At 60.7% G+C, this 20,767-nt stretch carries 15 protein-coding genes; 9 read left to right on the forward strand and 6 right to left on the reverse strand.

Translation table 11 applies throughout. The features are described 5' to 3' along the window. Positions 1-175: 175 nt before the first annotated feature. Both ACIPO9_RS26380 and ACIPO9_RS26385 read right to left on the reverse strand, forming a co-directional pair. Positions 176-1,669 (reverse strand): CoA-acylating methylmalonate-semialdehyde dehydrogenase, encoded by a 1,494-nt coding sequence (locus ACIPO9_RS26380; protein ID WP_400784292.1) that lies wholly within the window; start codon positions 1,667-1,669, stop codon positions 176-178. A 70-nt stretch (positions 1,670-1,739) separates the two neighbouring features. Beyond that, the gene (locus ACIPO9_RS26385; protein WP_274135708.1) at positions 1,740-3,086 is read right to left on the reverse strand and encodes an aspartate aminotransferase family protein; all 1,347 of its coding nucleotides are present in this window, start codon (positions 3,084-3,086) and stop codon (positions 1,740-1,742) included. A gap of 139 nt (positions 3,087-3,225) precedes the next feature. Between ACIPO9_RS26385 and ACIPO9_RS26390 the strand changes: the two genes are divergently transcribed. From ACIPO9_RS26390 to ACIPO9_RS26410, 5 genes are all read left to right on the forward strand, one after another. Further along, positions 3,226-4,146: a LysR family transcriptional regulator gene (locus ACIPO9_RS26390; protein WP_400784294.1), complete on the forward strand. Its 921-nt coding sequence runs from the start codon at positions 3,226-3,228 to the stop codon at positions 4,144-4,146. Between the two features lie 89 nt (positions 4,147-4,235). Continuing rightward, positions 4,236-4,895, forward strand: coding sequence for a TetR/AcrR family transcriptional regulator (locus ACIPO9_RS26395; RefSeq protein WP_274135710.1), 660 nt, complete (start codon positions 4,236-4,238; stop codon positions 4,893-4,895). A 36-nt stretch (positions 4,896-4,931) separates the two neighbouring features. Continuing rightward, positions 4,932-5,525, forward strand: coding sequence for an IMPACT family protein (locus tag ACIPO9_RS26400; protein WP_400784296.1), 594 nt, complete (start codon positions 4,932-4,934; stop codon positions 5,523-5,525). Positions 5,526-5,998: 473 nt separating this feature from the next. Next, positions 5,999-6,685 (forward strand): SDR family oxidoreductase, encoded by a 687-nt coding sequence (locus tag ACIPO9_RS26405; protein WP_400784297.1) that lies wholly within the window; start codon positions 5,999-6,001, stop codon positions 6,683-6,685. A 158-nt stretch (positions 6,686-6,843) separates the two neighbouring features. Beyond that, positions 6,844-8,199, forward strand: coding sequence for an 8-oxoguanine deaminase (locus ACIPO9_RS26410; RefSeq protein WP_400784299.1), 1,356 nt, complete (start codon positions 6,844-6,846; stop codon positions 8,197-8,199). 197 nt (positions 8,200-8,396) lie between these two features. Here ACIPO9_RS26410 and ACIPO9_RS26415 read toward each other — a convergent pair whose 3' ends face one another. Then, positions 8,397-9,488, reverse strand: coding sequence for a calcium:proton antiporter (locus ACIPO9_RS26415; RefSeq protein WP_400784301.1), 1,092 nt, complete (start codon positions 9,486-9,488; stop codon positions 8,397-8,399). Positions 9,489-9,668: 180 nt separating this feature from the next. Between ACIPO9_RS26415 and ACIPO9_RS26420 the strand changes: the two genes are divergently transcribed. Continuing rightward, on the forward strand, positions 9,669-10,622 hold the full coding sequence (locus tag ACIPO9_RS26420) for an adenosine deaminase (RefSeq protein WP_274135717.1): 954 nt from the start codon (positions 9,669-9,671) through the stop codon (positions 10,620-10,622). A gap of 88 nt (positions 10,623-10,710) precedes the next feature. Here the strand turns inward: ACIPO9_RS26420 and ACIPO9_RS26425 are convergent, their stop codons facing one another. Beyond that, positions 10,711-11,403: a helix-turn-helix transcriptional regulator gene (locus ACIPO9_RS26425; protein ID WP_274135719.1), complete on the reverse strand. Its 693-nt coding sequence runs from the start codon at positions 11,401-11,403 to the stop codon at positions 10,711-10,713. Positions 11,404-12,077: 674 nt separating this feature from the next. After that, positions 12,078-13,286: a multidrug effflux MFS transporter gene (locus ACIPO9_RS26430; RefSeq protein ID WP_274135721.1), complete on the reverse strand. Its 1,209-nt coding sequence runs from the start codon at positions 13,284-13,286 to the stop codon at positions 12,078-12,080. Between the two features lie 228 nt (positions 13,287-13,514). On the opposite strand from ACIPO9_RS26430, the gene ACIPO9_RS26435 reads away from it, so the two are divergent. Both ACIPO9_RS26435 and ACIPO9_RS26440 read left to right on the forward strand, forming a co-directional pair. Beyond that, entirely contained in the window at positions 13,515-13,874 is a 360-nt protein-coding gene (locus ACIPO9_RS26435) for a hypothetical protein (RefSeq protein WP_400610887.1), read from the forward strand. Positions 13,875-13,958: 84 nt separating this feature from the next. Further along, on the forward strand, positions 13,959-14,456 hold the full coding sequence (locus ACIPO9_RS26440) for a GreA/GreB family elongation factor (RefSeq protein WP_274135724.1): 498 nt from the start codon (positions 13,959-13,961) through the stop codon (positions 14,454-14,456). Between the two features lie 285 nt (positions 14,457-14,741). On the opposite strand, the gene ettA is transcribed toward ACIPO9_RS26440, so the two are convergent. Continuing rightward, a complete protein-coding gene (ettA, locus tag ACIPO9_RS26445) occupies positions 14,742-16,406 on the reverse strand; it encodes an energy-dependent translational throttle protein EttA (protein WP_274135726.1) in 1,665 nt (554 codons plus the stop codon). 386 nt (positions 16,407-16,792) lie between these two features. Here ettA and ACIPO9_RS26450 point away from each other — a divergent pair, with 386 nt between their 5' ends. Further along, positions 16,793-20,632 carry an EAL domain-containing protein gene (locus ACIPO9_RS26450; protein ID WP_400784303.1) on the forward strand — a complete coding sequence of 1,280 codons (3,840 nt, stop codon included), beginning with the start codon at positions 16,793-16,795 and terminating at the stop codon, positions 20,630-20,632. Positions 20,633-20,767: the final 135 nt, after the last annotated feature.

Below are 20,767 nucleotides of genomic sequence, written 5' to 3' on the forward strand. Positions count from 1 at the left end.
CGTCTAACTCGTTGATATTCAAGGAGTTTTCCGTTCCGACTGCGCCGGAAGTGGGGCGAATTATAGAGAGATTCGAGGGGGCGTCAACACTTAATTACATTAAATTGTCATATCGGTCAGAACGGCCTGAAAAGCAAAGGGGCGAGCCTTGCGGCCCGCCCCTTTCGGTCAAACATTACAAGCTTGGGAAGGCGAACTGCGACGCCTCGTGGCTCGCACGTTGCGGCCAGCGCTGGGTGATCGCCTTGCGACGGGTGTAGAACCGCACGCCATCCGGGCCATAGGCATGCAGGTCGCCAAACAGCGAACGCTTCCAGCCACCGAAGCTGTGGTACGCAACCGGCACCGGCAGCGGTACGTTGACGCCCACCATCCCGACTTCGATTTCATCGCAGAACAGACGCGCCGCTTCACCGTCACGGGTAAAGATGCAGGTGCCGTTGCCGTATTCGTGGTCGTTGATGAGCTGCATCGCCTGCTCAAGGCTGTTCACACGAACGATGCACAGCACCGGCCCGAAGATCTCTTCTTTATAGATGCGCATTTCTCGGGTCACCTGATCGAACAGGCAGCCACCCAGGAAGAAGCCGTCTTCGTGACCGGCCACGGTCAGGCCACGACCATCGACCACCAGCCTGGCACCGCTGCTGACGCCGTCTTCTATATAGCCGCTGACCTTGTCGCGATGTTGACCGGTCACCAGAGGCCCCATGTCCAGGCCACAGGAAGTGCCCGCGCCAATCTTCAGCGCCTTGATCTGCGGGACCAGCTTGGCCACCAGTGCATCGGCCACCTGGTCACCCACGCACACGGCAACCGAGATCGCCATGCAACGCTCGCCACAGGAACCGTAGGCGGCGCCCATCAGAGCGCTGACAGCGTTGTCCAGATCCGCATCCGGCATCAGGACCGCATGGTTCTTCGCGCCACCCAGTGCCTGTACGCGTTTGCCACGGGCGGTCGCTTCTTTATAGATGTACTCGGCGATAGGAGTCGAACCCACGAAGCTCAGCGCCTTGACTTCCGGCGCCTCGATCAGCGCATCCACTGCAACCTTGTCGCCATGTACCACGTTCAGCACGCCTTTGGGCAAACCGGCTTCGTGCAGCAACTGGGCGATCAGCAAGGTGGAGCTTGGGTCGCGCTCCGATGGTTTCAGGATGAAACAGTTGCCGCACGCAATTGCCAGCGGATACATCCACAGCGGGACCATCGCCGGGAAGTTGAACGGTGTGATACCGGCCACCACGCCCAGCGGCTGGAAGTCCGACCAGGCATCGATGTTCGGGCCCACGTTGCGGCTGTACTCGCCCTTGAGGATTTCAGGGGCGGCACTGGCGTACTCGACGTTTTCGATACCACGCTTGAGTTCACCGGCGGCATCTTCCAGCGTCTTGCCATGTTCTTCGCTGATGAGCTGGGCGATGCGTGCCTCGTTCTGCTCCAGCAATTGCTTGAAGCGGAACATCACCTGGGCGCGCTTGGCAGGTGGTGTGTTGCGCCATGCCGGGAATGCAGCCTTGGCCGAGTCGATGGCTTGCTGGACGGTTTCACGGCTGGCCAGCGAAACCTTGTGAATCGCCTGACCGGTGGACGGATTGAAAACATCGGCGGTACGGCCGCCGTCGCTGACCAACTCGCCATGAATCAGGTGTGCAATGGTGCTCATGCGTTAACTCCGAGGAAGTGGTGCCCGCAGGCGCAACCCGGGCTGCGCCTGTTGATAAGTGAGAGGGGAATCAGTCGATCTGGTTGAGCGCTTCGCCCACCGCATCGAACATGCGGTCCAGGTCCTGCGGCTTGCTGTTGAACGTTGGGCCGAACTGCAGGGTGTCGCCGCCAAAGCGGACGTAGAAACCGGCTTTCCACAGCTTCATTGCAGTCTCGAACGGCCGAACGATGGCATCGCCATCACGGGCAGCGATCTGGATTGCGCCGGCCAGGCCGTAGTTGCGGATGTCGATGACGTTCTTGCTGCCCTTGAGGCCGTGCAGCGAATTCTCGAAATGCGGGGCAGTTTCAGCCACTTGCTGCACCAGGTTTTCGCGCTTGAGGATATCCAGCGCCGCCAGACCTGCTGCACACGCTACCGGGTGCGCCGAGTAGGTGTAGCCGTGGGGGAATTCCACCGCGTATTCCGGCGTCGGCTGATTCATGAAGGTCTGGTAGATCTCGCTGCTGGCAATCACGGCGCCCATTGGGATTGCACCGTTGGTGACCTGCTTGGCGATGCACATCAGGTCAGGGGTGACGCCAAAGCTGTCGGCACCGAACATGGAGCCAGTGCGGCCGAAGCCGGTGATCACTTCGTCGAAGATCAGCAGGATGTTGTGCTGATCGCAGATTTCGCGCAGACGCTTGAGGTAACCCTGCGGCGGAACGATCACGCCAGCAGAACCTGCCATCGGCTCGACAATGACGGCCGCGATGTTCGAGGCGTCGTGCAGCTCGATCAACTTGAGCATTTCATCGGCCAGCGCGATGCCGCCCTGCTCCGGCATGCCGCGGGAATAGGCATTGCTGGCAAGCAGGGTGTGAGGCAGATGATCGACATCCATCAACTGGCCGAACATCTTACGGTTACCGTTCACGCCACCCAGGCTTGTGCCCGCAATGTTCACACCGTGATAGCCACGGGCACGGCCGATCAGTTTGGTCTTGGTCGCCTGGCCTTTCAGGCGCCAGTAGGCGCGCACCATCTTCACGGCGGTGTCCGCACACTCGGAACCGGAGTCGGTGTAGAACACGTGGTTCAGGTTGCCCGGCGTCAGCTCGGTGATCTTTTCAGCCAGCTGGAAAGACAGCGGATGCCCGAACTGGAAAGCCGGCGAGTAATCCAGCGTGCCCAGTTGTTTGGCGACGGCTTCCTGAATCTCCTTGCGGGTGTGCCCGGCGCCGCAGGTCCACAGACCGGAAAGGCCATCGTAGATCTTGCGCCCCTTGTCGTCTGTCAGATAACTGCCCTCTGCCGCCACGATCAGTCGCGGATCGCGCTGGAAATTGCGGTTCGCGGTGTAGGGCATCCAGTGCGCATCGAGCTTGAGTTGGCTGGCCAGCGACATATCGGACGATTCGGGCATGTTCATTGTAATAACCTCACAAGGACGTGGGTGGCCTGTCTTCCTCTCCCTTCAGGGAAGCAGGGCCGGTTGCAGCTAAGTTGCCATGGGCATAAAGTCGCTAAAATCCTGCTTTTATGATCTTTAGTTGGTGGACTACTAAACAATGAGCACACGCCGTCCCGATCCCCTGGCCCAGGTCAGCGACTTCGACATTCGCCTGCTGCGCATTTTTCGAAGCGTCGTCGAATCAGGCGGCTTTTCTGCTGCGGAAAGTGCGCTGGGCATCGGGCGGTCGGCCATCAGCCAGCAGATGAGCGATCTGGAGCAACGCCTGGGCCTGCGCTTGTGCCAACGGGGTCGAGCGGGGTTTTCTCTGACAGAAGAAGGCCGCGAGGTCTATCAGTCATCGCTGCAGTTGTTGAGTGCACTGGAAAGTTTTCGTACAGAGGTGAACGGTCTGCACCGACACCTGCGCGGTGAACTGAACATCGGCCTGACCGACAACCTGGTCACCCTCCCCCACATGCGCATCACTCACGCACTTTCGCACCTGAAGGAGCGCGGCCCGGACGTTCACATCAATATCCGCATGGTCGCCCCCAATGAAGTGGAACAGGGCGTGCTCGATGGCAGCCTGCACGTGGGCGTCGTGCCCCAGGCCAACGCCTTGTCGGGCCTGGAGTACCAGCCGCTCTACAGCGAACGCTCGTTGCTGTATTGCGCGGTCGGCCATCCGTTGTTCTATGTTGACGATGTGCAACTGGACGACACTCGCCTGGCTGAACAGGAAGCGATTGCGCCGACGTTTCGTCTGCCCGCCGACGTTCAGGCCCATTATCAGGCCCTGCGGTGCACCGCCAGTGCGTCGGATCGCGAGGGGATGGCGTTTCTGATTCTCACGGGGCGCTACATCGGCTATCTGCCGGATCACTACGCCAGTTTCTGGGTGCAGCAAGGGCGGTTGCGTGCGCTGAAACCCCAGTCACGTTTCTACGACCTGAGCCTGGTGACCGTGACCCGTAAGGGCCGGCGCCCGCATCTGGTGCTCGAAAGCTTTCTGGAGAGTCTGGCTGCGACGCGCTGAACCTATTTGCGCAGCCGACTCTTGTGGGATCGTGCCGGGTGCGTTATCAGTTCACCCCGTCGCAGCCAATGATCCGTCTGGAATCGCACATGACCCTTGAAGTACCTGCTCACAGCGTCAGCACCAGCAAGCCGGCAAGCCGCATTCGTCAAAAGAACGAAGAAACGATCATGAAAGCCGCCGAGGACGAATTCGCCCGCCACGGTTTCAAAGGCACCAGCATGAACACGATCGCGCAGAACGCGGGATTGCCCAAGGCCAACCTGCATTACTACTTCACCAACAAGCTGGGGTTGTACGTCGCGGTACTGAGCAACATCATCGAGCTGTGGGACAGCACCTTCAATAACCTAAGCGTCGAAGACGATCCGGCCCAGGCGCTGACCCAGTACATTCGCGCGAAGATGGAGTTTTCCAGGCGCCAGCCACAGGCTTCGCGGATCTTCGCCATGGAAATCATCAGCGGCGGCGAGTGCCTGAACGAGTACTTCAGCCAGGACTATCGCGAGTGGTTCAAGAGCCGTGCGGCGGTGTTCCAGGGCTGGATCGACGCAGGCAAGATGGACCCCGTCGACCCGGTGCACCTGATCTTCCTGCTGTGGGGCAGCACCCAGCATTACGCCGACTTCGCCACCCAGATCTGCCAGGTCACCGGGCGCACACGCCTGACCCGACAGGACATGGAAGAAGCCGGTAACAATCTGATCCGCATCATCCTCAAGGGCTGTGGCCTCACGCCGCCCCTTTGAATGCTCAAGAACCTTGCCTTATAGCTGGAACCGTCAATGCCCTCTACTCTCGTCGGCCCTTGTGAGTTTCGCGAAGAAATCCGCAAGAGCCGCTTCATCACCCTGGCCGCGCCCATCAACAGCCCAGCTGAGGCCCAGGCGTTCATCGAGCAGAACAGCGACCTGAATGCCACCCACAATTGCTGGGCATGGAAACTCGGCGCCCAGTACCGCAGCACCGACGACGGCGAACCGGGCGGTACCGCTGGCAGGCCCATACTGGCCGCCATCGAAGCGCAGGATTTCGATCAGGTCGTGGTGTTGGTGATTCGCTGGTATGGCGGCATTCAACTGGGCACCGGTGGCCTGGCTCGCGCCTATGGCGGAGGGGCGAACAAGTGCCTGCAACAGGCGCCGCGCTTGCCGTTGATTGACCGGGTGTCGCTGGAGTTCGACTGTTCCTTCAGCGAACTGGCTCTGGTGAAGCTGCGCCTGGCCGAACTCAACGGGCTGGTCGATCAGGAGACCTTCACCGCCTCGGGTGTCGATCTCGTCGTCGCGCTGGGCCCGGAGCAGATTGAAACCTTTCAACGACAGCTCTCGGACATCAGTCGCGGGCGCATCGTGCTGCAACGCCAGGGCGGTGCATAACCTGCACCACCTGCGTATGTTCAAAGCCAGCACTTTGCCCACATCTACTGTGCATCCGCCTGTGGACAAGCTGAGCACATTCGCCCACAGCCCTTGCTGCACACGGCCTGCAGCAGTTCGATCATTATTTGATCAATTTACTTATCCACCGGACAAATTCACCGCAAAACAGGATGTTAGAGTGCCTTATCGCGACTCGGTACTACCGCAGAGGTGCTTATACCGCGGGCTTTCGCTTGCGCACATTAACTGTGGAGCAACCTGTGGATAACAGGTGCAAGCTTGTCCACAGGGCCGGGGATATCTCGCTTGCTGACATTTGGTCATTTTTCATCCAAATTTCATGAACTCTGATCAACCGACGGCCAGGCTCTGGTCAAACGCCGATCCCGCCGCCGCGTCGCCCATTCTTGTGGCAAGCTGAGGGTGACTTCCTGGCACTGCCAAATCCACTGTTGCAAGGAGATGCACTGATGGCTTCAAACAAAACCGCACTCATTATCGGCGCCTCACGGGGCTTGGGCCTGGGGCTGGTACAACGCCTGAACGAGCTTGGCTGGGAGGTGACCGCCACCGTCCGGGATGTGAACAAGGCCGACGAGTTGAAAGCCGTTTCCGGCGTTCACATCCAGACATTGGAAATGGACCAGCCAGCCTCGCTGGATTCACTTGTCCACAGCCTGAAGGGCCAGGTCTATGACCTGCTGTTCGTCAACGCCGGCATCATGGGCCCGCTGCACAGCAATCCCACCGACGCCAATGCAGAAGAACTGGGCCAACTGTTCCTGACCAATGCGGTCGCCCCCGTACGCCTGGCCAAGCGTTTCGTCGATCAGATCCGCCCAGGCACCGGCGTCATTGCCTTCATGAGTTCGGTACTCGGCAGCGTCACCATGCCCGACGCGCCCGAAATGGCCCTGTACAAGGCCAGCAAGGCGGCCTTGAACTCCATGACCAACACCTTCGTCACGCAACTGGGCGACAACAAACCCACCGTCCTCTCGATGCACCCCGGCTGGGTCCGCACCGCAATGGGCGGCGAAGGCGCCGATATCGACGTGCAAACCAGCGCGCGCGGGATGGTCGAACAACTGGAACGCTTCGCCGGAAAAGGCGGGCATCACTTCGTCAATTACAAGGGTGAGACGATTCCCTGGTGACACCCCACTGCTCGGGCGGGCACTTGATCCACACCCCGCCCACGCCCTAAACTCCCGACCCTCGCTTCGCGGCGCATTCGATGCTGCGGCGACCCTGGATCAGCAGACAGGGCAAAACTGAGCTGGCGACCTGAACCCACTTTCAGAGGAGCCGGCCCATGCCCGCTATCCGTATCTGGTTGAAAAATCCCCTTGCCGTGTTCACTGCCAACGACCTCGATGCCCGAGGCGGGCTGGTGGTCGAGGACGGTGTGATCGTTGAAATGCTCACCGCCGGGCAAACACCTGCCCAGCCTTGCGATCAGGTATTCGATGCCCGTGAGCATGTGCTGCTGCCGGGTCTGATCAACACCCATCATCATTTCTACCAGACGCTGACTCGCGCCTGGGCGCCGGTGGTCAATCAGCCGTTATTCCCGTGGCTCAAGACGCTGTACCCGGTCTGGGCACGCCTGACTCCGGAAAAACTCGCGCTGGCCAGCAAGGTCGCCCTCACGGAATTGTTACTGTCGGGCTGCACCACGGCAGCGGATCACCACTACCTGTTTCCGGATGGACTGGAAAACGCCATCGACGTGCAGGTGCAGAGTGTTCGGGAGCTGGGGATGCGCGCGATACTGACCCGTGGTTCGATGAGCCTGGGTGAAAAGGATGGCGGCCTGCCACCGCAGCAGACCGTGCAACAGGGGCAGGTGATTCTGGAAGACAGCCTGCGCCTGATCGACCGCTATCACGAACGTGGCGACGGCGCGCAGATCCAGATCGCCCTGGCGCCGTGTTCGCCGTTTTCGGTGACCACCGAAATCATGTCTGAAAGTGCCGCGCTGGCCGAGAGGCTCGATGTGCGTCTGCACACGCATCTGGCTGAAACCCTGGATGAAGAAGACTTCTGCCTGCAACGCTTTGGCCTGCGCACGGTGGATTACCTGGACAGCGTCGGCTGGCTCGGGCCTCGCACCTGGCTGGCCCACGGCATTCATTTCAATGAGCAGGAGATTGGGCGTCTGGGCGAGGCAGGTACGGGGATTTGCCATTGCCCGAGCTCGAACATGCGCCTGGCCTCGGGCATCTGTCCGACGCTGGAGCTGACGGCCGCCGGGGCGGCCATCGGATTGGGCGTGGATGGCTCGGCTTCCAACGATGCCTCGAACATGATTCTGGAGGCGAAACAGGCGCTCTATCTGCAGCGCTTGCGCTATGGCGCCGAGAAAATCACTCCGGAACTGACATTGGGCTGGGCAACTCGCGGTTCGGCGAAGCTGCTGGGTCGCGAGGATATCGGTCAACTGGCGGTCGGCAAGCAGGCCGACCTTGCGCTGTTCAAACTCGATGAACTGAGATTCTCGGGCAGCCATGACCCGATTTCAGCGCTGCTGTTGTGCGGTGCCGATCGCGCCGACCGGGTGATGATTGGCGGCAAATGGCGGGTGATCGATGGGCAAGTTGAGGGGTTGGACCTGAAGGGTCTGATTGCAGATCACCGCCAGGCGGCAGCGGAGTTGATTCGCGGCTGATCCAGACGCGGTTCGGCTCGCCGACGTTGGCGACCTCAGGATCGCTCCCGCGGGCAAGCCCGGCTGCTACAACGATCTATGTTGCTGCACTGTCCGTAGCAGTCCGGCTTGCCGGCGTCGGCGTTCTCAAGATCCCCGACGCCGGCAAGCCGGACTGCTACGGGCGGGAGAGCACAAGAAATCGTCGTAGCAGCCGGCTACATCCCCAACAACGACAACATTACAAAGGTCGCGAACAGCACGAAGTGCGTCATGCCTTCGATGGCGTTGGTTTCGCCGTCGTTGAGGTTGATGGCACTGACCAGCAAGGTGACGAACACCATCACGGTCTGCACCGGCGTCATCGCCATCTGGAACGGCTGACCGGTGTAGAGCGCCATCGCCTCCATCACCGGCACGGTCAGGATCACCGTGGACAACGATGCCCCCAGCGCAACGTTGACCACCGATTGCATGCGATTGGCCAGCGCCGCTCGCAGCGCCGTGAGGATTTCCGGCGCAGCGGAAATCGCCGCCACCAGAATCGCAGTCATGACCGGCGGTGCGCCGCTGCCTTCAAGGCCCAGGTCGATGGTCTTGGACATGACCTCCGCCAGCGCGCCAATGACCACCACCCCAAACACCAGCGTGGCGATCGACAAGGTCAGATTCACCGGCGTGCCCTCCTGTTCGGGCTGATCCTTGCGCCGCTTCTTGTCCGGGTAGCTGTAGCTGAAGAAATAACTGTGCGGCCCCACCTGCATGCGCAGAAACAGACCGTACAACAACACCATCGCGCCAATGGTAAAGGCCGAGTACACCTTCCATTTGGACTCGGGTATGAACTCCGGCACCACCATCGATACGGCCATGGCGGTCAGGATCATCACACTGTAAGAGCGCGCGGAGTCATCGTTGTAGGACTGCTCGCCGTGCTTGAGCCCGCCCATCAGCGCCGCGAGCCCCAGGATGCCGTTGATATCCAGCATCACCGCCGAGTAGATGGTGTCTCGCACCAGCGTCGGCGACGGCTCGTTGCTCATCATGATCGCCAGGATCACCACCTCGACCAGCACCGCCGACAGCGTCAGGATCATCGTGCCGTAGGGGTCGCCGAACTTCTCCGCAAGCAACTCGGCATGGTGGGCGACGCGCATCGAGGCACAGACGATGAACACCACCAGGGCGACGCCCGCGAGCAACGCAACGGTGTGCCCATGGCCGAGCAACTGGTGTTCGAAGAAGTAGGCGAGACAGGCCGCAATCACCGCCAACAGGAGAAATTTTTCTTGCTTGAGAATCGTGGCCATCGTTGCCTTATTGCCTCTGCGACGCGGGTCGCTCATCCGTGGAGTATTGCCTGCTCAAGCGGTGAGAGTGCAGTTTGTAAATAAAGGTTTCAAGACAGCTGAACCTTCCGGTCAGGTTTTTAACCAGTCATCGCCCTTGAATCTGTAGAATCACTCCATTGCACCTGATGAGAAAAGAACATGTACGACTGGCTGAATGCCCTGCCCAAGGCTGAACTGCACCTGCACCTTGAGGGTTCGCTGGAACCTGAACTGCTGTTCGCCCTGGCCGAGCGCAACAAGATCGCACTGCCGTGGAACGACGTCGAAACCCTGCGCAAGGCCTACGCCTTCAATAACCTGCAGGAGTTTCTCGACCTTTATTACCAGGGCGCGGACGTCCTGCGTACCGAGCAGGACTTCTACGACCTGACCTGGGCCTACCTTGAACGCTGCAAGGCTCAGAACGTGATTCACACCGAACCGTTCTTCGATCCGCAGACCCACACCGACCGGGGCATCCCCTTCGAAGTGGTGCTCAACGGGATCACTGGCGCGCTCAAGGACGGCAAGGAAAAACTCGGCGTGGGCAGCGGCCTGATCCTGAGCTTCCTGCGGCACCTGAGTGAGGAAGAAGCCGAGAAGACACTGGACATGGCACTGCCCTTCCGCGATGCCTTCGTCGCCGTCGGCCTGGACAGCTCGGAAATGGGCCATCCGCCCAGCAAGTTCAAGCGCGTGTTCGACCGCGCCCGTGGAGAAGGCTTCCTGACCGTGGCCCACGCCGGCGAGGAAGGTCCGCCCGAGTACATCTGGGAAGCGCTGGACCTGCTGAAGATCGAGCGGATCGACCACGGCGTGCGCGCCATCGAAGACGAACGGCTGATGCAACGCATCATCGATGAGCAGATCCCGTTGACGGTCTGCCCGCTGTCCAACACCAAGCTCTGCGTGTTTGACCACATGAGCCAGCACAACATCCTCGACATGCTCGAGCGTGGCGTGAAAGTCACCGTAAACTCGGACGACCCGGCCTACTTCGGTGGCTACGTGACCGAAAACTTCCACGCGCTGCACACTCATCTGGGCATGACCCAGGATCAGGCCAAACGCCTGGCACAGAACAGCCTGGATGCGCGTCTGGTCAAACCGTGACCTGAGCGTGATTCATGGCAGCAGGGCCTGCCAGCGGGTGCCACTCCAGGCCTCCCGCCGGCAAGCCGTGCTGCTACAGCGTCTGCATTCAGGCAGCGGACGCGATCTTGTTGATCTCACGCTGACCATTGGAAGACACCTGCAAGGTGGTGGCCTCTTCCGTGGCACGCAACCACCCCAGTTGCATGAAAAGCTGCAGCAATCCCGCCCCCAGCGCACCGCCCAGGTGCGGACCGCGGTCACTGCATTCGGCGCACTCGCAGACAGTCTCGCGCTGCCGGTGGGCCAACGCAGGGATGAAAATGCCCCGCTCGGCAAATCTCGATATTCCGACACTCGTCACTTCCAGACGATGCTCCGACTGCTCGATCCAGCCCGCCCCGAGCATCCGCTGATACAGATCCGTGGCCAGGTCGCCGCCCAGATGATCGGCGCACACCAGAGCCCGGCGCAGTGGCAGCGGCGGCAAGGGCTGGGCGACGCTGCGGCTGATGATCTCGGCGCTGACCATCGATGCGCTGGCCAGTGCCTGCACCGCCGCTCCGACCTCAGGCGCCGCCAGCCTGAAGAAGCGCTTACGGCCGCGCGACTCCTGGCGCAGCAAGCCTCCCGATGCCAGCCGCGCCAGGTGCGCGCCCACCGATGAGGTGGACAAGCCCACCAGCAATGCAATCTCGTCAGCTGCCCGCGACGCGCCGTCCATTAACGCCCACATCATGGCACTGCGTTTGGGGTCGGCCAGCAGCGCGGCAATCTGACTGATGCATGGTGCGTGTTCCATGTATTCACTCCCTGTTGAATCATTGGTCTTTTGCGATGGCCGACTCGCCCTCTACAGCGGCCATCATCGTTGCATAGGGCGAACGGCAGCCTTGATCTGCATCACCTCATGGGAGCTTTGAGCAGAACAAGTGCCGCACTAGTACAGATTTAGTTAAGTAACCGTGACAGTATCGAGCATCCGTTATTGGATCGGATCCACTCTAAAGACACAGTATAAGGGCTGGAGGACAGCGGCGGATTGCTCAGGATTTGTTGTACCCGAAGCACCGTAGGGCCGCCGTGCGAAACATCAGGCAAAGTCTCCCGTTAGACAACAGCCTCTCCAGCACATGTTTTAGCGCCGAAAAGGCCGGAATAGCGGGCCTCTGATGGCATTTCGGGGAAGTGACGTCAACTGAAGGCAGCGCAAATTCCTACAGCAAAAACTCCATTATCCCGCAGGAAAAATAGCCAGGGTTTTCCATAGGGAGGCGGATTTTTTAACCAGATATACTGTCACGCCTTCCCCCCAACGAAGTGCGTGTACGAAAGGTCTGCCGGGAGAGTAGTAATAGTCTGCACTTCTCTCATTTGTTCACTGCCATTAACAATCAATAACAGTGCACCGGTCAGCACAGCTTTTCAATAAAAGAAGCAGGAAGTCCGGCAACGCGGTGACGTTGCCGGAGCGGGTCAGATGCGTACGTCAGTGGGCGCAACCTGCGCATCACGCCTGCCCTGGGCGCGTCGGGTAATCATCGCGAGCGTCACGGCCAGCACCCCACACAGGGTGATAACCGTCGCCATGGGCACGGCGGTGCCATCATGCAACACCCCGACCAGCGCCGCTGCCCCCGCCGCCACGCTGAATTGCAGGCAGCCCAGCAAGGCCGAAGCGCTGCCTGCACGCTTGCCCTGCCCCGCCATCGCACAGGCCGAGGCGTTGGGGATGATGCAGCCAAGGCTGGCGATATAGATGAACAGCGGGATCAGCAACGGCCAGAGCTTCTCGGTGTGCATCGAGGCAATCGCCAGCAGCACCACGGCGGCGCTCAGGTAGATCCATACCGCGCGGGACAGCAGCCACGCCGGGCCAAAGCGGCCCACGAGCCGGGCGTTGACTTGCGCGACGAGGATAAAGCCCGCCGCGTTGGTGCCGAACAGCCAGCCGTAATGCTCGGCAGGCACGCCATACAGCTTGATGAACACGAAGGGAGAGCCTGCGATATAGGAAAACATACCGGCAATCGCAATGCCGCCGGTCAAGGCGTGCCCCAGGAAGATCCGGTCGCCCAGCAACGCCCAATATGAGCCCGCCGCGCCGGACAGCGGTGGACGGGGGTGGCCTGCGGGCATGCTTTCAGGCAAGCCTGCAGCCACGGCGCATGCCGTGAGGGCACTGAAGAATGTCAGGCTCAGGAAGATCGACTGCCAGCCGTACACATTTACCAGCAAACCGCCGAGCATCGGGGCCAGGATCGGGGCCAGGCCCATGACCAGCATCAACTGGGAAAACACTTTCGCCGACTCGACGGGCGAGCACTTGTCGCTGACAATCGCCCGCGACAGCACCATCCCCGCACAGCCACCCAGGGCCTGGACGAAACGTGCAACGATCAGCCACTCAAGGTTCGGCGCAAACGCGCAGGCCAGCGACGCCAGCGTGAACAGTCCGACGCCGAACAGCAGCGGGATGCGGCGGCCAAACCGGTCAGCGATCGGCCCATAGGCCAGTTGCCCGATGCTCAAGCCCAGGAAGTAAGAGGCCAGGGTCATCTGGACGTGTTTTTCGTCCGTGCCAAATGCCAGTGCCATTGCCGGAAAGCCGGGTAGATAAAAGTCGATGGCCAAAGGGCCAAATGCGCTGAGAGCGCCAAGAATCAGAATCGTTCTAAGGTTCATTGATCTTCCAAAGCAGTTGCGCGCAGCCTGACAGTTTAACAACCCGCCATCTTCTCAGGCCGTCGCAGGGAAAATTATTAAAAGTTTTTCAGGTTTAATTACCGTCAGGCGGGATCGCGGAACTAATCGACCCGTACCGGACATCGGCCAATGGATTTCTCACACCGCTTTTACAAATAACTCACAGATATGCTTCTAGAATTTTTCATATCTGTAGAGGAAATGGATATGAACGCGCGTTGGGTTGTGCTGTGGTGTCTTGTGGTTGTCGCCGGCTGTCAGTCTACCCACGACCAGTTACTGGCCGAAGGTTATCCGCCGGCATTTGCGGACGGTTTCCAGGATGGCTGCGGCAGTGGGCGGCAGTCAGTGGATGTCATGAAGGGCCAATACAAGAAGGACGTGCCGCGTTACTTGCGTGACACGATTTACGCGCAGGGCTGGGGGGATGGTTTCCGCCAGTGTCAGGCGCAACTGGAGAACCGCAACGTTCAGGATCAGGGTCGCGACAGCATCTGGAACGACCGCGACCGCGCCTGGGAACAAGAGAAGACCCAGGACGCGGCCAAGGCGTATCGCTCTCGCTGAAGGCCATGTCGCTGCGGGGCATCTGGCGAAACTTCTGGAGTGCAAGGATGGCCCAACCTTCATGTACTGAACAGGGAGCACGCCATGAGTCGGGCCTTCGTCAACGAAGACGCCGCTGCCGCGCAGGTCAGCCAGCCGGTGGAGCGGCACGTCAGCGCGCAACCCAATTACGTGACCGCCAGCGGTCTTGCCCAGTTGCAGGCCCATGTCGCCGCGTTGCAGGCGCAGCACAGCGAGCAGTCCGCGCGCGGTGAGCGTGCAGACAAGCAGCGGCTGGCGGATATCGAACGGGATCTGCGTTATTTCAATCAGCGTCTTCACAGTGCTCAGGTGGTGACACCTGCCATCTCTACTGACAAGGTGCAGATCGGCAGCTGGGTGACCTTCGCCGATGAAGAGGACGTGCAGCAGCGGGTGCAATTGGTGGGTGAAGATCAGGCTGATGCCGCGAGCCAGCTCATCAACTGGGCCTCGCCGCTGGGCAAGGCGCTGATGGGCGCGCACGTGGGCGACGAAGTCACCTGGCAGCGTCCGGCGGGAGATCAGGTGATCGAGGTGGTGCAGATTGAGGCGGATGTTTGAAAAAACGGAGCCACTGCGCCCTTGGATACTCTACAGGGGATCAAGCTCGAATTTATGTATGTACTCGCAGCCGATACGCCAAGCCATATTTGTGGGAGCGGGCTCGCCCGCGAATGCGTCACACCTGCCGCATCAAAGGAGTCTGACACACCGCTTTCGCGGGCAAGCCCGCTCCCACAAATCATCACTGATCGACAATCGTCGTTATCCCCATCCCGCACGACAGAAACTTGTCCAAAAAAAAACGGAGCCCGAAGGCTCCGTTTTTCATGACGCTGGCCCCGATCAGGCCAGCTTCTTGTGACGCACGCGGTGCGGCTGGGCTGCGGCTTCGCCCAGGCGTTTCTTGCGGTCGGCTTCGTACTCGGTGTAGTTGCCTTCGAAGAACACCGCCTGCGAATCATCTTCGTAGGCCAGGATGTGAGTCGCGACGCGGTCCAGGAACCACCGATCGTGGGAGATCACAATCGCGGCGCCCGGGAAGTCCAGCAGGGCTTCTTCCAGGGAACGCAGGGTTTCAACGTCCAGGTCGTTGGACGGTTCGTCGAGCAGCAGGACGTTGCCGCCCTCTTTCAGAGTCAGCGCCAGGTGCAAGCGACCACGCTCACCACCGGACAGATCCTTCACGAACTTCTGCTGATCGCCACCCTTGAAGTTGAAACGGCCGACATAGGTACGCGACGGAATCTCGTAGCTGCCGATCTTGATCTGATCGGAACCGTCGGAGATCTGCGCGAATACGGTCTTGCTGCCGTCCAGGTCGTCACGGCTCTGATCGACGCAGGCCAGTTGCACGGTTTCACCGATTTCGATGGAGCCCGAATCCGGTTGCTCCTTGCCCATCAGCATGCGGAACAGCGTGGATTTACCCGCACCGTTACCACCAATCACACCAACGATGGCGCCTTTAGGCATGGAGAACGACAGGTTGTCGATCAGCACGCGGTCGCCGTAACCCTTGGTGACGTTCTTGAATTCAATGACCTTGTCACCCAGGCGCGGACCGGCCGGGATGTAGATCTCGTTGGTTTCCGAACGCTTCTGGAATTCCTGCGACTGCATTTCTTCGAAGCGCTGCAGACGGGCCTTGGATTTGGACTGACGAGCCTTGGCGCCTTTGCGCACCCACTCCAGTTCCTCTTTCATGGCCTTCTCGTGAGCCGACTGCTGCTTGGATTCCTGGGCCAGACGATCGGATTTGGCTTCCAGCCAGCCCGAATAGTTGCCCTCGTACGGAATACCGGCGCCGCGGTCGAGTTCCAGAATCCAGCCAGCGACGTTGTCCAGGAAGTAACGGTCGTGCGTGATCGCAACCACGGTGCCCGGGAAGTCGTGCAGGAAGTGTTCGAGCCAGGCGACGGAATCGGCGTCCAGGTGGTTCGTCGGTTCGTCCAGCAGCAGCATGTCAGGGGCCGACAGCAGCAGGCGGCACAGGGCCACGCGGCGCTTCTCACCACCGGACAGGTGCTCGACCTTGGCATCCCAGGCCGGCAGACGCAGCGCATCGGCGGCGACTTCCAGCTGGCGCTCGAGGTTGTGGCCGTCGCTGGCCTGCAGGATGGCTTCGAGCTTGGCCTGTTCGGCGGCCAGTTTGTCGAAATCGGCATCCGGTTCAGCGTAGGCCGCGTAGACCTCGTCCAGACGCGCCTGGGCGTCCTTGATGACGCTGACCGCTTCCTCGACCACTTCGCGAACGGTCTTGGTCGGGTCCAGTTGCGGTTCCTGCGGCAGGTAGCCGACGTTCAGTTCCGGCATCGGGCGCGCTTCACCATCGAACTCGGTGTCGACACCGGCCATGATTTTCAGCAGCGTGGATTTACCCGAACCGTTGAGGCCGAGGACGCCGATCTTGGCGCCCGGGAAGAACGACAGGGAGATGTTTTTCAGGATTTCCCGCTTCGGCGGAACAACTTTGCTCAGCCGATGCATGGTGAAGACGTATTGAGCCATGGAATGAAAACCTGGATTGGGACAGTGAATAAGGGCGCGAGCTTAGTGCTCCGTTGCAAAAAATGCTTTTTATTTATCGTCGCAACTTGCCGTGTGGCGTATCCGGGCCTTGAATTGGTTAAGGCTTGACCAGAAAAGCCGCGACAGAAAACTTACCGCGTAAGTCATAAAGCTGGAGCAAGGATTGCAAGCATTATGAAAAATTACAGGAATCGGGCACCTCGCGCGTGCCGCAAAGCTACCCGAATGCCGTCAACAGGGCAAACCGCGCAGCCCAATGGGGCTGGCACTTAGCCACAACTCAAGGCATGCTAGCCGCCCTTTGGGCGTCCAGCTTATAGTGCATTTCGCACACGCTGATTCAGTCCAGCAGTCAGGATCACAGTTTGTCCACACCAGCACCCACTCCTCCGTTGCGTTCCTCCAATAGCGCGGCGTCCGCGCCTTTACGAGGCTCGTTCAAAGGCGCACTGGCAGTGCTGGTGCTGCTGATGCTCGTGCTTTTGTTATGGCAGCTGGTTGAGCAGTTCCAACAGACCCAGGATCGCCAGCATCAGCGCAGCGTCGATTACAGCATCCAGTTGGCCGACCGCCTGAGCCTGAACATGGCGCTCAACGCCCAGGTCGCGTTGAACCTGCTGGACGACGCCAACGGCAAGCCCGAGACCCAGGCGCAGACCGCCGCGATGCTTGAGCGCCTGCGCAAATCCATGCCGGGGCTGCTCAGTGTCGCCTGGCTGGACAGCTCGGCGGGTATCGCAATGGACAGCGCCACGGACAGCAAGGACGTCAGTTTCTTGACTCAATTGCACGCACGGGTCGAAGGGCATCCTTACTACTATGCCGATGCGCCGGACGGCTCGCTGTTCTACCTGCTGGTTCGCCAGCCCGGCAATGACAACCAGCGCTACTGGGCCATACGCCTGGACCCACAGGCGCTGAATTCCCTGACCCGCCAGAGCGCACAGGACTACCGGCCACTCTGGCGGCTTGAGAACACCTCGTCCCTGCACCTGGTTTTCCAGGGTGAGCCCAGTGACAGCCAGGCCGCTGGTGGCAATCTGCAGACCGTGCTGCTGGAGCCTGTGGCCAACAGCGACTGGCAGTTGCGCGGGCTGTTCGACCCGGACCGGGCTCGGGAAGCGCTGATTGCGCCGTTGCTGGGCAAATGCCTGATCGCGCTGCTCTGCTCTATCGTGCCGTTGCTCGCGCTGCGCAGCCTGCGTCGTCGCCAGTTGCAACTGCATGAGAGCCGCCGACGCTACAAGGACATCTTCGAAGGCACCGGCGTCGCGCTGTGCGTGCTCGACCTCTCGGGCCTGCCGGAATACCTCAAGCACCTGCAACTGAACAGCAGCGAGGAGTTGCACAAGCGGCTGATCAATCACCCAGACCAACTCAAGGGCCTGCTGCATCAGTTGCGCATCACCGAGGTCAATCAGGTGGCCTCCAGCCTGCTGCGCGCTGATTCCGCGCAGAAGGTCTGGCAGCAGTTGATCGAGGGCTGCCCGCGTTCCCGCCAGGGCATTGGCGTGCAACTGATCGGCGCGGTACTCGATGGCCGGCCTCAGCTGGAACTGGAAATCCTGCTGCCCGACGCGCAAGGCCAGGACCAGCATCTATGGCTGGTGGTGCGCCTGCCCGAGCAGCCCGAAGACTTCAATTCGGTGATCCTGAACATCAACGACATCACCAACCGCAAGCAGACCGAAATCGAACTGCTGGAGCGCGAGAGTTTCTGGTCGGATGTGGTGCGCACCGTGCCCGACCATCTGTACGTTCAGGACGTCGTGACCCGGCGCATGATCTACAGCAACCACCACCTGGGGCACACGCTCGGTTATAGCCGCGAAGAACTGCAGCAGATGGGCGAATATTTCTGGGAAATCCTTCTGCATCCCGATGACGCCGAACCCTACGAGCAACTGCGCCTGGCCCGCAGCGAACAAGGTCTGAGCGCGCTGACCGAGTGCCAGTTGCGCTTTCGCGACCGGCGCGGCAACTGGCGGCGTTTCGACATCCGCGAGCAGGCCCTGGCGCCGGACAGCGATGGCCAGGTCACGCGCATCATCGGCGTGGCCAAGGACATCACCGAACAGATCGAAGCCAGCCAGTCCCTGCGTGACAGCGAGCAGCGCTACCGGATGCTCGCCGAAAGCATCAGCGACGTGATCTTTTCCACCGACCCCAAGCTTGCGCCCAACTACGTCAGCCCATCGGTCAACACCGTGCTGGGGTACAGCGCCGAATGGATTCTGGATAACGGCTGGAACTCGATCATCGCCAACCCGCAGCAACTCACCAGCCTGAATTCGCTGCTGCACGTGATTGGCAAAGCGCTGAACAAACCCGAAGCGCTGGCGGCCCTGCGCCGTGAAATCACCACGCAGTTGTTCCTGTTCGACTGCCTGCGTGCCGATGGGCGCAAGATTCCGGTGGAGTTGCGTCTGGTTCTGGTGTGGGACGAATCCGGCGCATTTGAAGGCATTCTCGGTGTTGGCCGTGATATCAGTCAGCAGCGCCGTGCGGAAAAAGACCTGCGCATGGCCGCGACGGTGTTCGAGCACTCGACCTCGGCCATCCTGATCACTGACCCCGCCGGTTACATCGTGCAGGCCAACGATGCGTTCAGTCGGGTCAGCGGCTACGCGGTGTCCCAGGTGCTGGACCAGTTGCCGATGATGCTGACCGTCGACGACCAGCAGGAAGCCCACATGGGCTACATCCTCAAGCAGTTGAACCAGCGCGGCAGTTGGGAGGGCGAGCTGTGGCTCAAGCGTCGTGACGGCGAACACTATCCGGCATGGGTCGGCATCACTGCGGTGCTGGACGATGAAGGCGACCTGGCCAGCTACGTGTGCTTCTTCAGTGACATCAGCGAGCGCAAGGCCAGCGAACAGCGCATTCACCGCCTGGCCTACTACGACGCCCTGACCCACCTGCCCAACCGCACGCTGTTCCAGGACCGCCTGCACACCGCGCTGCAGCACGCCGAGCGCCAGCACGCCTGGGTGGTGCTGATGTTCCTGGACCTCGACCGCTTCAAGCCGATCAACGACTCCCTCGGCCATGCCGCAGGGGATCGCATGCTCAAGGAAATGGCCTCGCGCCTGCTCGCCTGCGTGGCCGAAGACGACACCGTGGCGCGCATGGGTGGCGACGAATTCACCCTGCTCCTGCAACCCGGCGCCACCCAGCAGGCAGCACTGACCCGGGCCATTCATGTGGCCGAACAGATTCTCGCAAGCCTGGTGAAACCCTTCGTGCTGGAAGGCCGGGAGTTTTTCGTCACCGCCAGTATCGGCATCGCCCTGAGCCCCCAGGACGGCAACGAGCTGAGCCAGTTGATGAAGAACGCCGACACGGCGATGTACCACGCCAAGGAGCGTGGCAAGAACAACTTCCAGTTCTACCAGGCAGACATGAACGCCAGCGCCCTGGAGCGCCTGGAACTTGAAAGTGACCTGCGCCACGCGCTGGAGCAGGAGGAGTTCACCCTCTATTACCAGCCGCAGTTCAGCGGCGACGGCAAGCGCCTGACCGGTACAGAAGCCCTGCTGCGCTGGCGCCATCCGCGCCGTGGCCTGGTGCCGCCGGGGGATTTCATTCCGGTGCTCGAAGAGTTGGGGCTGGTGGTGGAAGTCGGCGAATGGGTGCTGAAGGAAGCCTGTCGCCAGTTGCGCGAGTGGCATCTGGCCAAGGTTCGCGTGCCGAAAGTGTCGGTCAACATTTCCGCGCGGCAGTTCTCCGATGGCCAGTTGGGCACGCGCATCGCCAACATCCTCCAGGAAACCGGCCTGCCGCCGGCGTGCCTTGAGCTGGAGCTGACCGAAAGTATCCTGATGCGCGAAGTCAGCGAGGCCATGCATATCCTCGACAGCCTCAAGCGCCTGGGGCTGAGCATCGCGGTGGACGACTTCGGCACCGGTTACTCATCGTTGAACTACCTCAAGCAGTTCCCCATCGATGTGCTGAAGATCGACCGCACCTTCGTCGACGGCCTGCCCTCGGGCGAGCAGGACGCCCAGATCGCCCGCGCCATCATCGCAATGGCCCACAGCCTGAACCTGGCGGTGATCGCCGAGGGCGTGGAAACCCACGAGCAGCTGGATTTCCTGCGTGAGCATGGTTGCGACGAGGTGCAAGGCTACCTGTTCGGCAGGCCGATGCCGGCGCAGCGCTTCGAGGCGCAATTCAGCAATGATGCCCTGTTCATGATCGACTGATCCGTAGCAGTACGGCTTACCGAGGCTTGATCCTTGTAGGAGCGCGCTTGCCCGCGACCGCGTCCGGGCAGACACCGCTGCACTGGCTGACACACCCGGTCGCGGGCAAGCGCGCTCCTACAGGTCGTGAGTGAA

The organism is Pseudomonas sp. NPDC090203, assembly GCF_044746765.1.
In the GTDB taxonomy this organism is placed as follows: Bacteria; Pseudomonadota; Gammaproteobacteria; order Pseudomonadales; family Pseudomonadaceae; genus Aquipseudomonas; species Aquipseudomonas putida_AD.

What these genes read in the sequence shown, in the direction of transcription:
- ACIPO9_RS26380 (WP_400784292.1), bottom strand. Translation starts at nt 1,669, where the DNA reads ATGAGCACCATTGCACACCTGATTCATGGCGAGTTGGTCAGCGACGGC.
- ACIPO9_RS26385 (WP_274135708.1), bottom strand. Translation starts at nt 3,086, where the DNA reads ATGAACATGCCCGAATCGTCCGATATGTCGCTGGCCAGCCAACTCAAG.
- ACIPO9_RS26390 (WP_400784294.1), top strand. Translation starts at nt 3,226, where the DNA reads ATGAGCACACGCCGTCCCGATCCCCTGGCCCAGGTCAGCGACTTCGAC.
- ACIPO9_RS26395 (WP_274135710.1), top strand. Translation starts at nt 4,236, where the DNA reads ATGACCCTTGAAGTACCTGCTCACAGCGTCAGCACCAGCAAGCCGGCA.
- ACIPO9_RS26400 (WP_400784296.1), top strand. Translation starts at nt 4,932, where the DNA reads ATGCCCTCTACTCTCGTCGGCCCTTGTGAGTTTCGCGAAGAAATCCGC.
- ACIPO9_RS26405 (WP_400784297.1), top strand. Translation starts at nt 5,999, where the DNA reads ATGGCTTCAAACAAAACCGCACTCATTATCGGCGCCTCACGGGGCTTG.
- ACIPO9_RS26410 (WP_400784299.1), top strand. Translation starts at nt 6,844, where the DNA reads ATGCCCGCTATCCGTATCTGGTTGAAAAATCCCCTTGCCGTGTTCACT.
- ACIPO9_RS26415 (WP_400784301.1), bottom strand. Translation starts at nt 9,488, where the DNA reads ATGGCCACGATTCTCAAGCAAGAAAAATTTCTCCTGTTGGCGGTGATT.
- ACIPO9_RS26420 (WP_274135717.1), top strand. Translation starts at nt 9,669, where the DNA reads ATGTACGACTGGCTGAATGCCCTGCCCAAGGCTGAACTGCACCTGCAC.
- ACIPO9_RS26425 (WP_274135719.1), bottom strand. Translation starts at nt 11,403, where the DNA reads ATGGAACACGCACCATGCATCAGTCAGATTGCCGCGCTGCTGGCCGAC.
- ACIPO9_RS26430 (WP_274135721.1), bottom strand. Translation starts at nt 13,286, where the DNA reads ATGAACCTTAGAACGATTCTGATTCTTGGCGCTCTCAGCGCATTTGGC.
- ACIPO9_RS26435 (WP_400610887.1), top strand. Translation starts at nt 13,515, where the DNA reads ATGAACGCGCGTTGGGTTGTGCTGTGGTGTCTTGTGGTTGTCGCCGGC.
- ACIPO9_RS26440 (WP_274135724.1), top strand. Translation starts at nt 13,959, where the DNA reads ATGAGTCGGGCCTTCGTCAACGAAGACGCCGCTGCCGCGCAGGTCAGC.
- ettA (WP_274135726.1), bottom strand. Translation starts at nt 16,406, where the DNA reads ATGGCTCAATACGTCTTCACCATGCATCGGCTGAGCAAAGTTGTTCCG.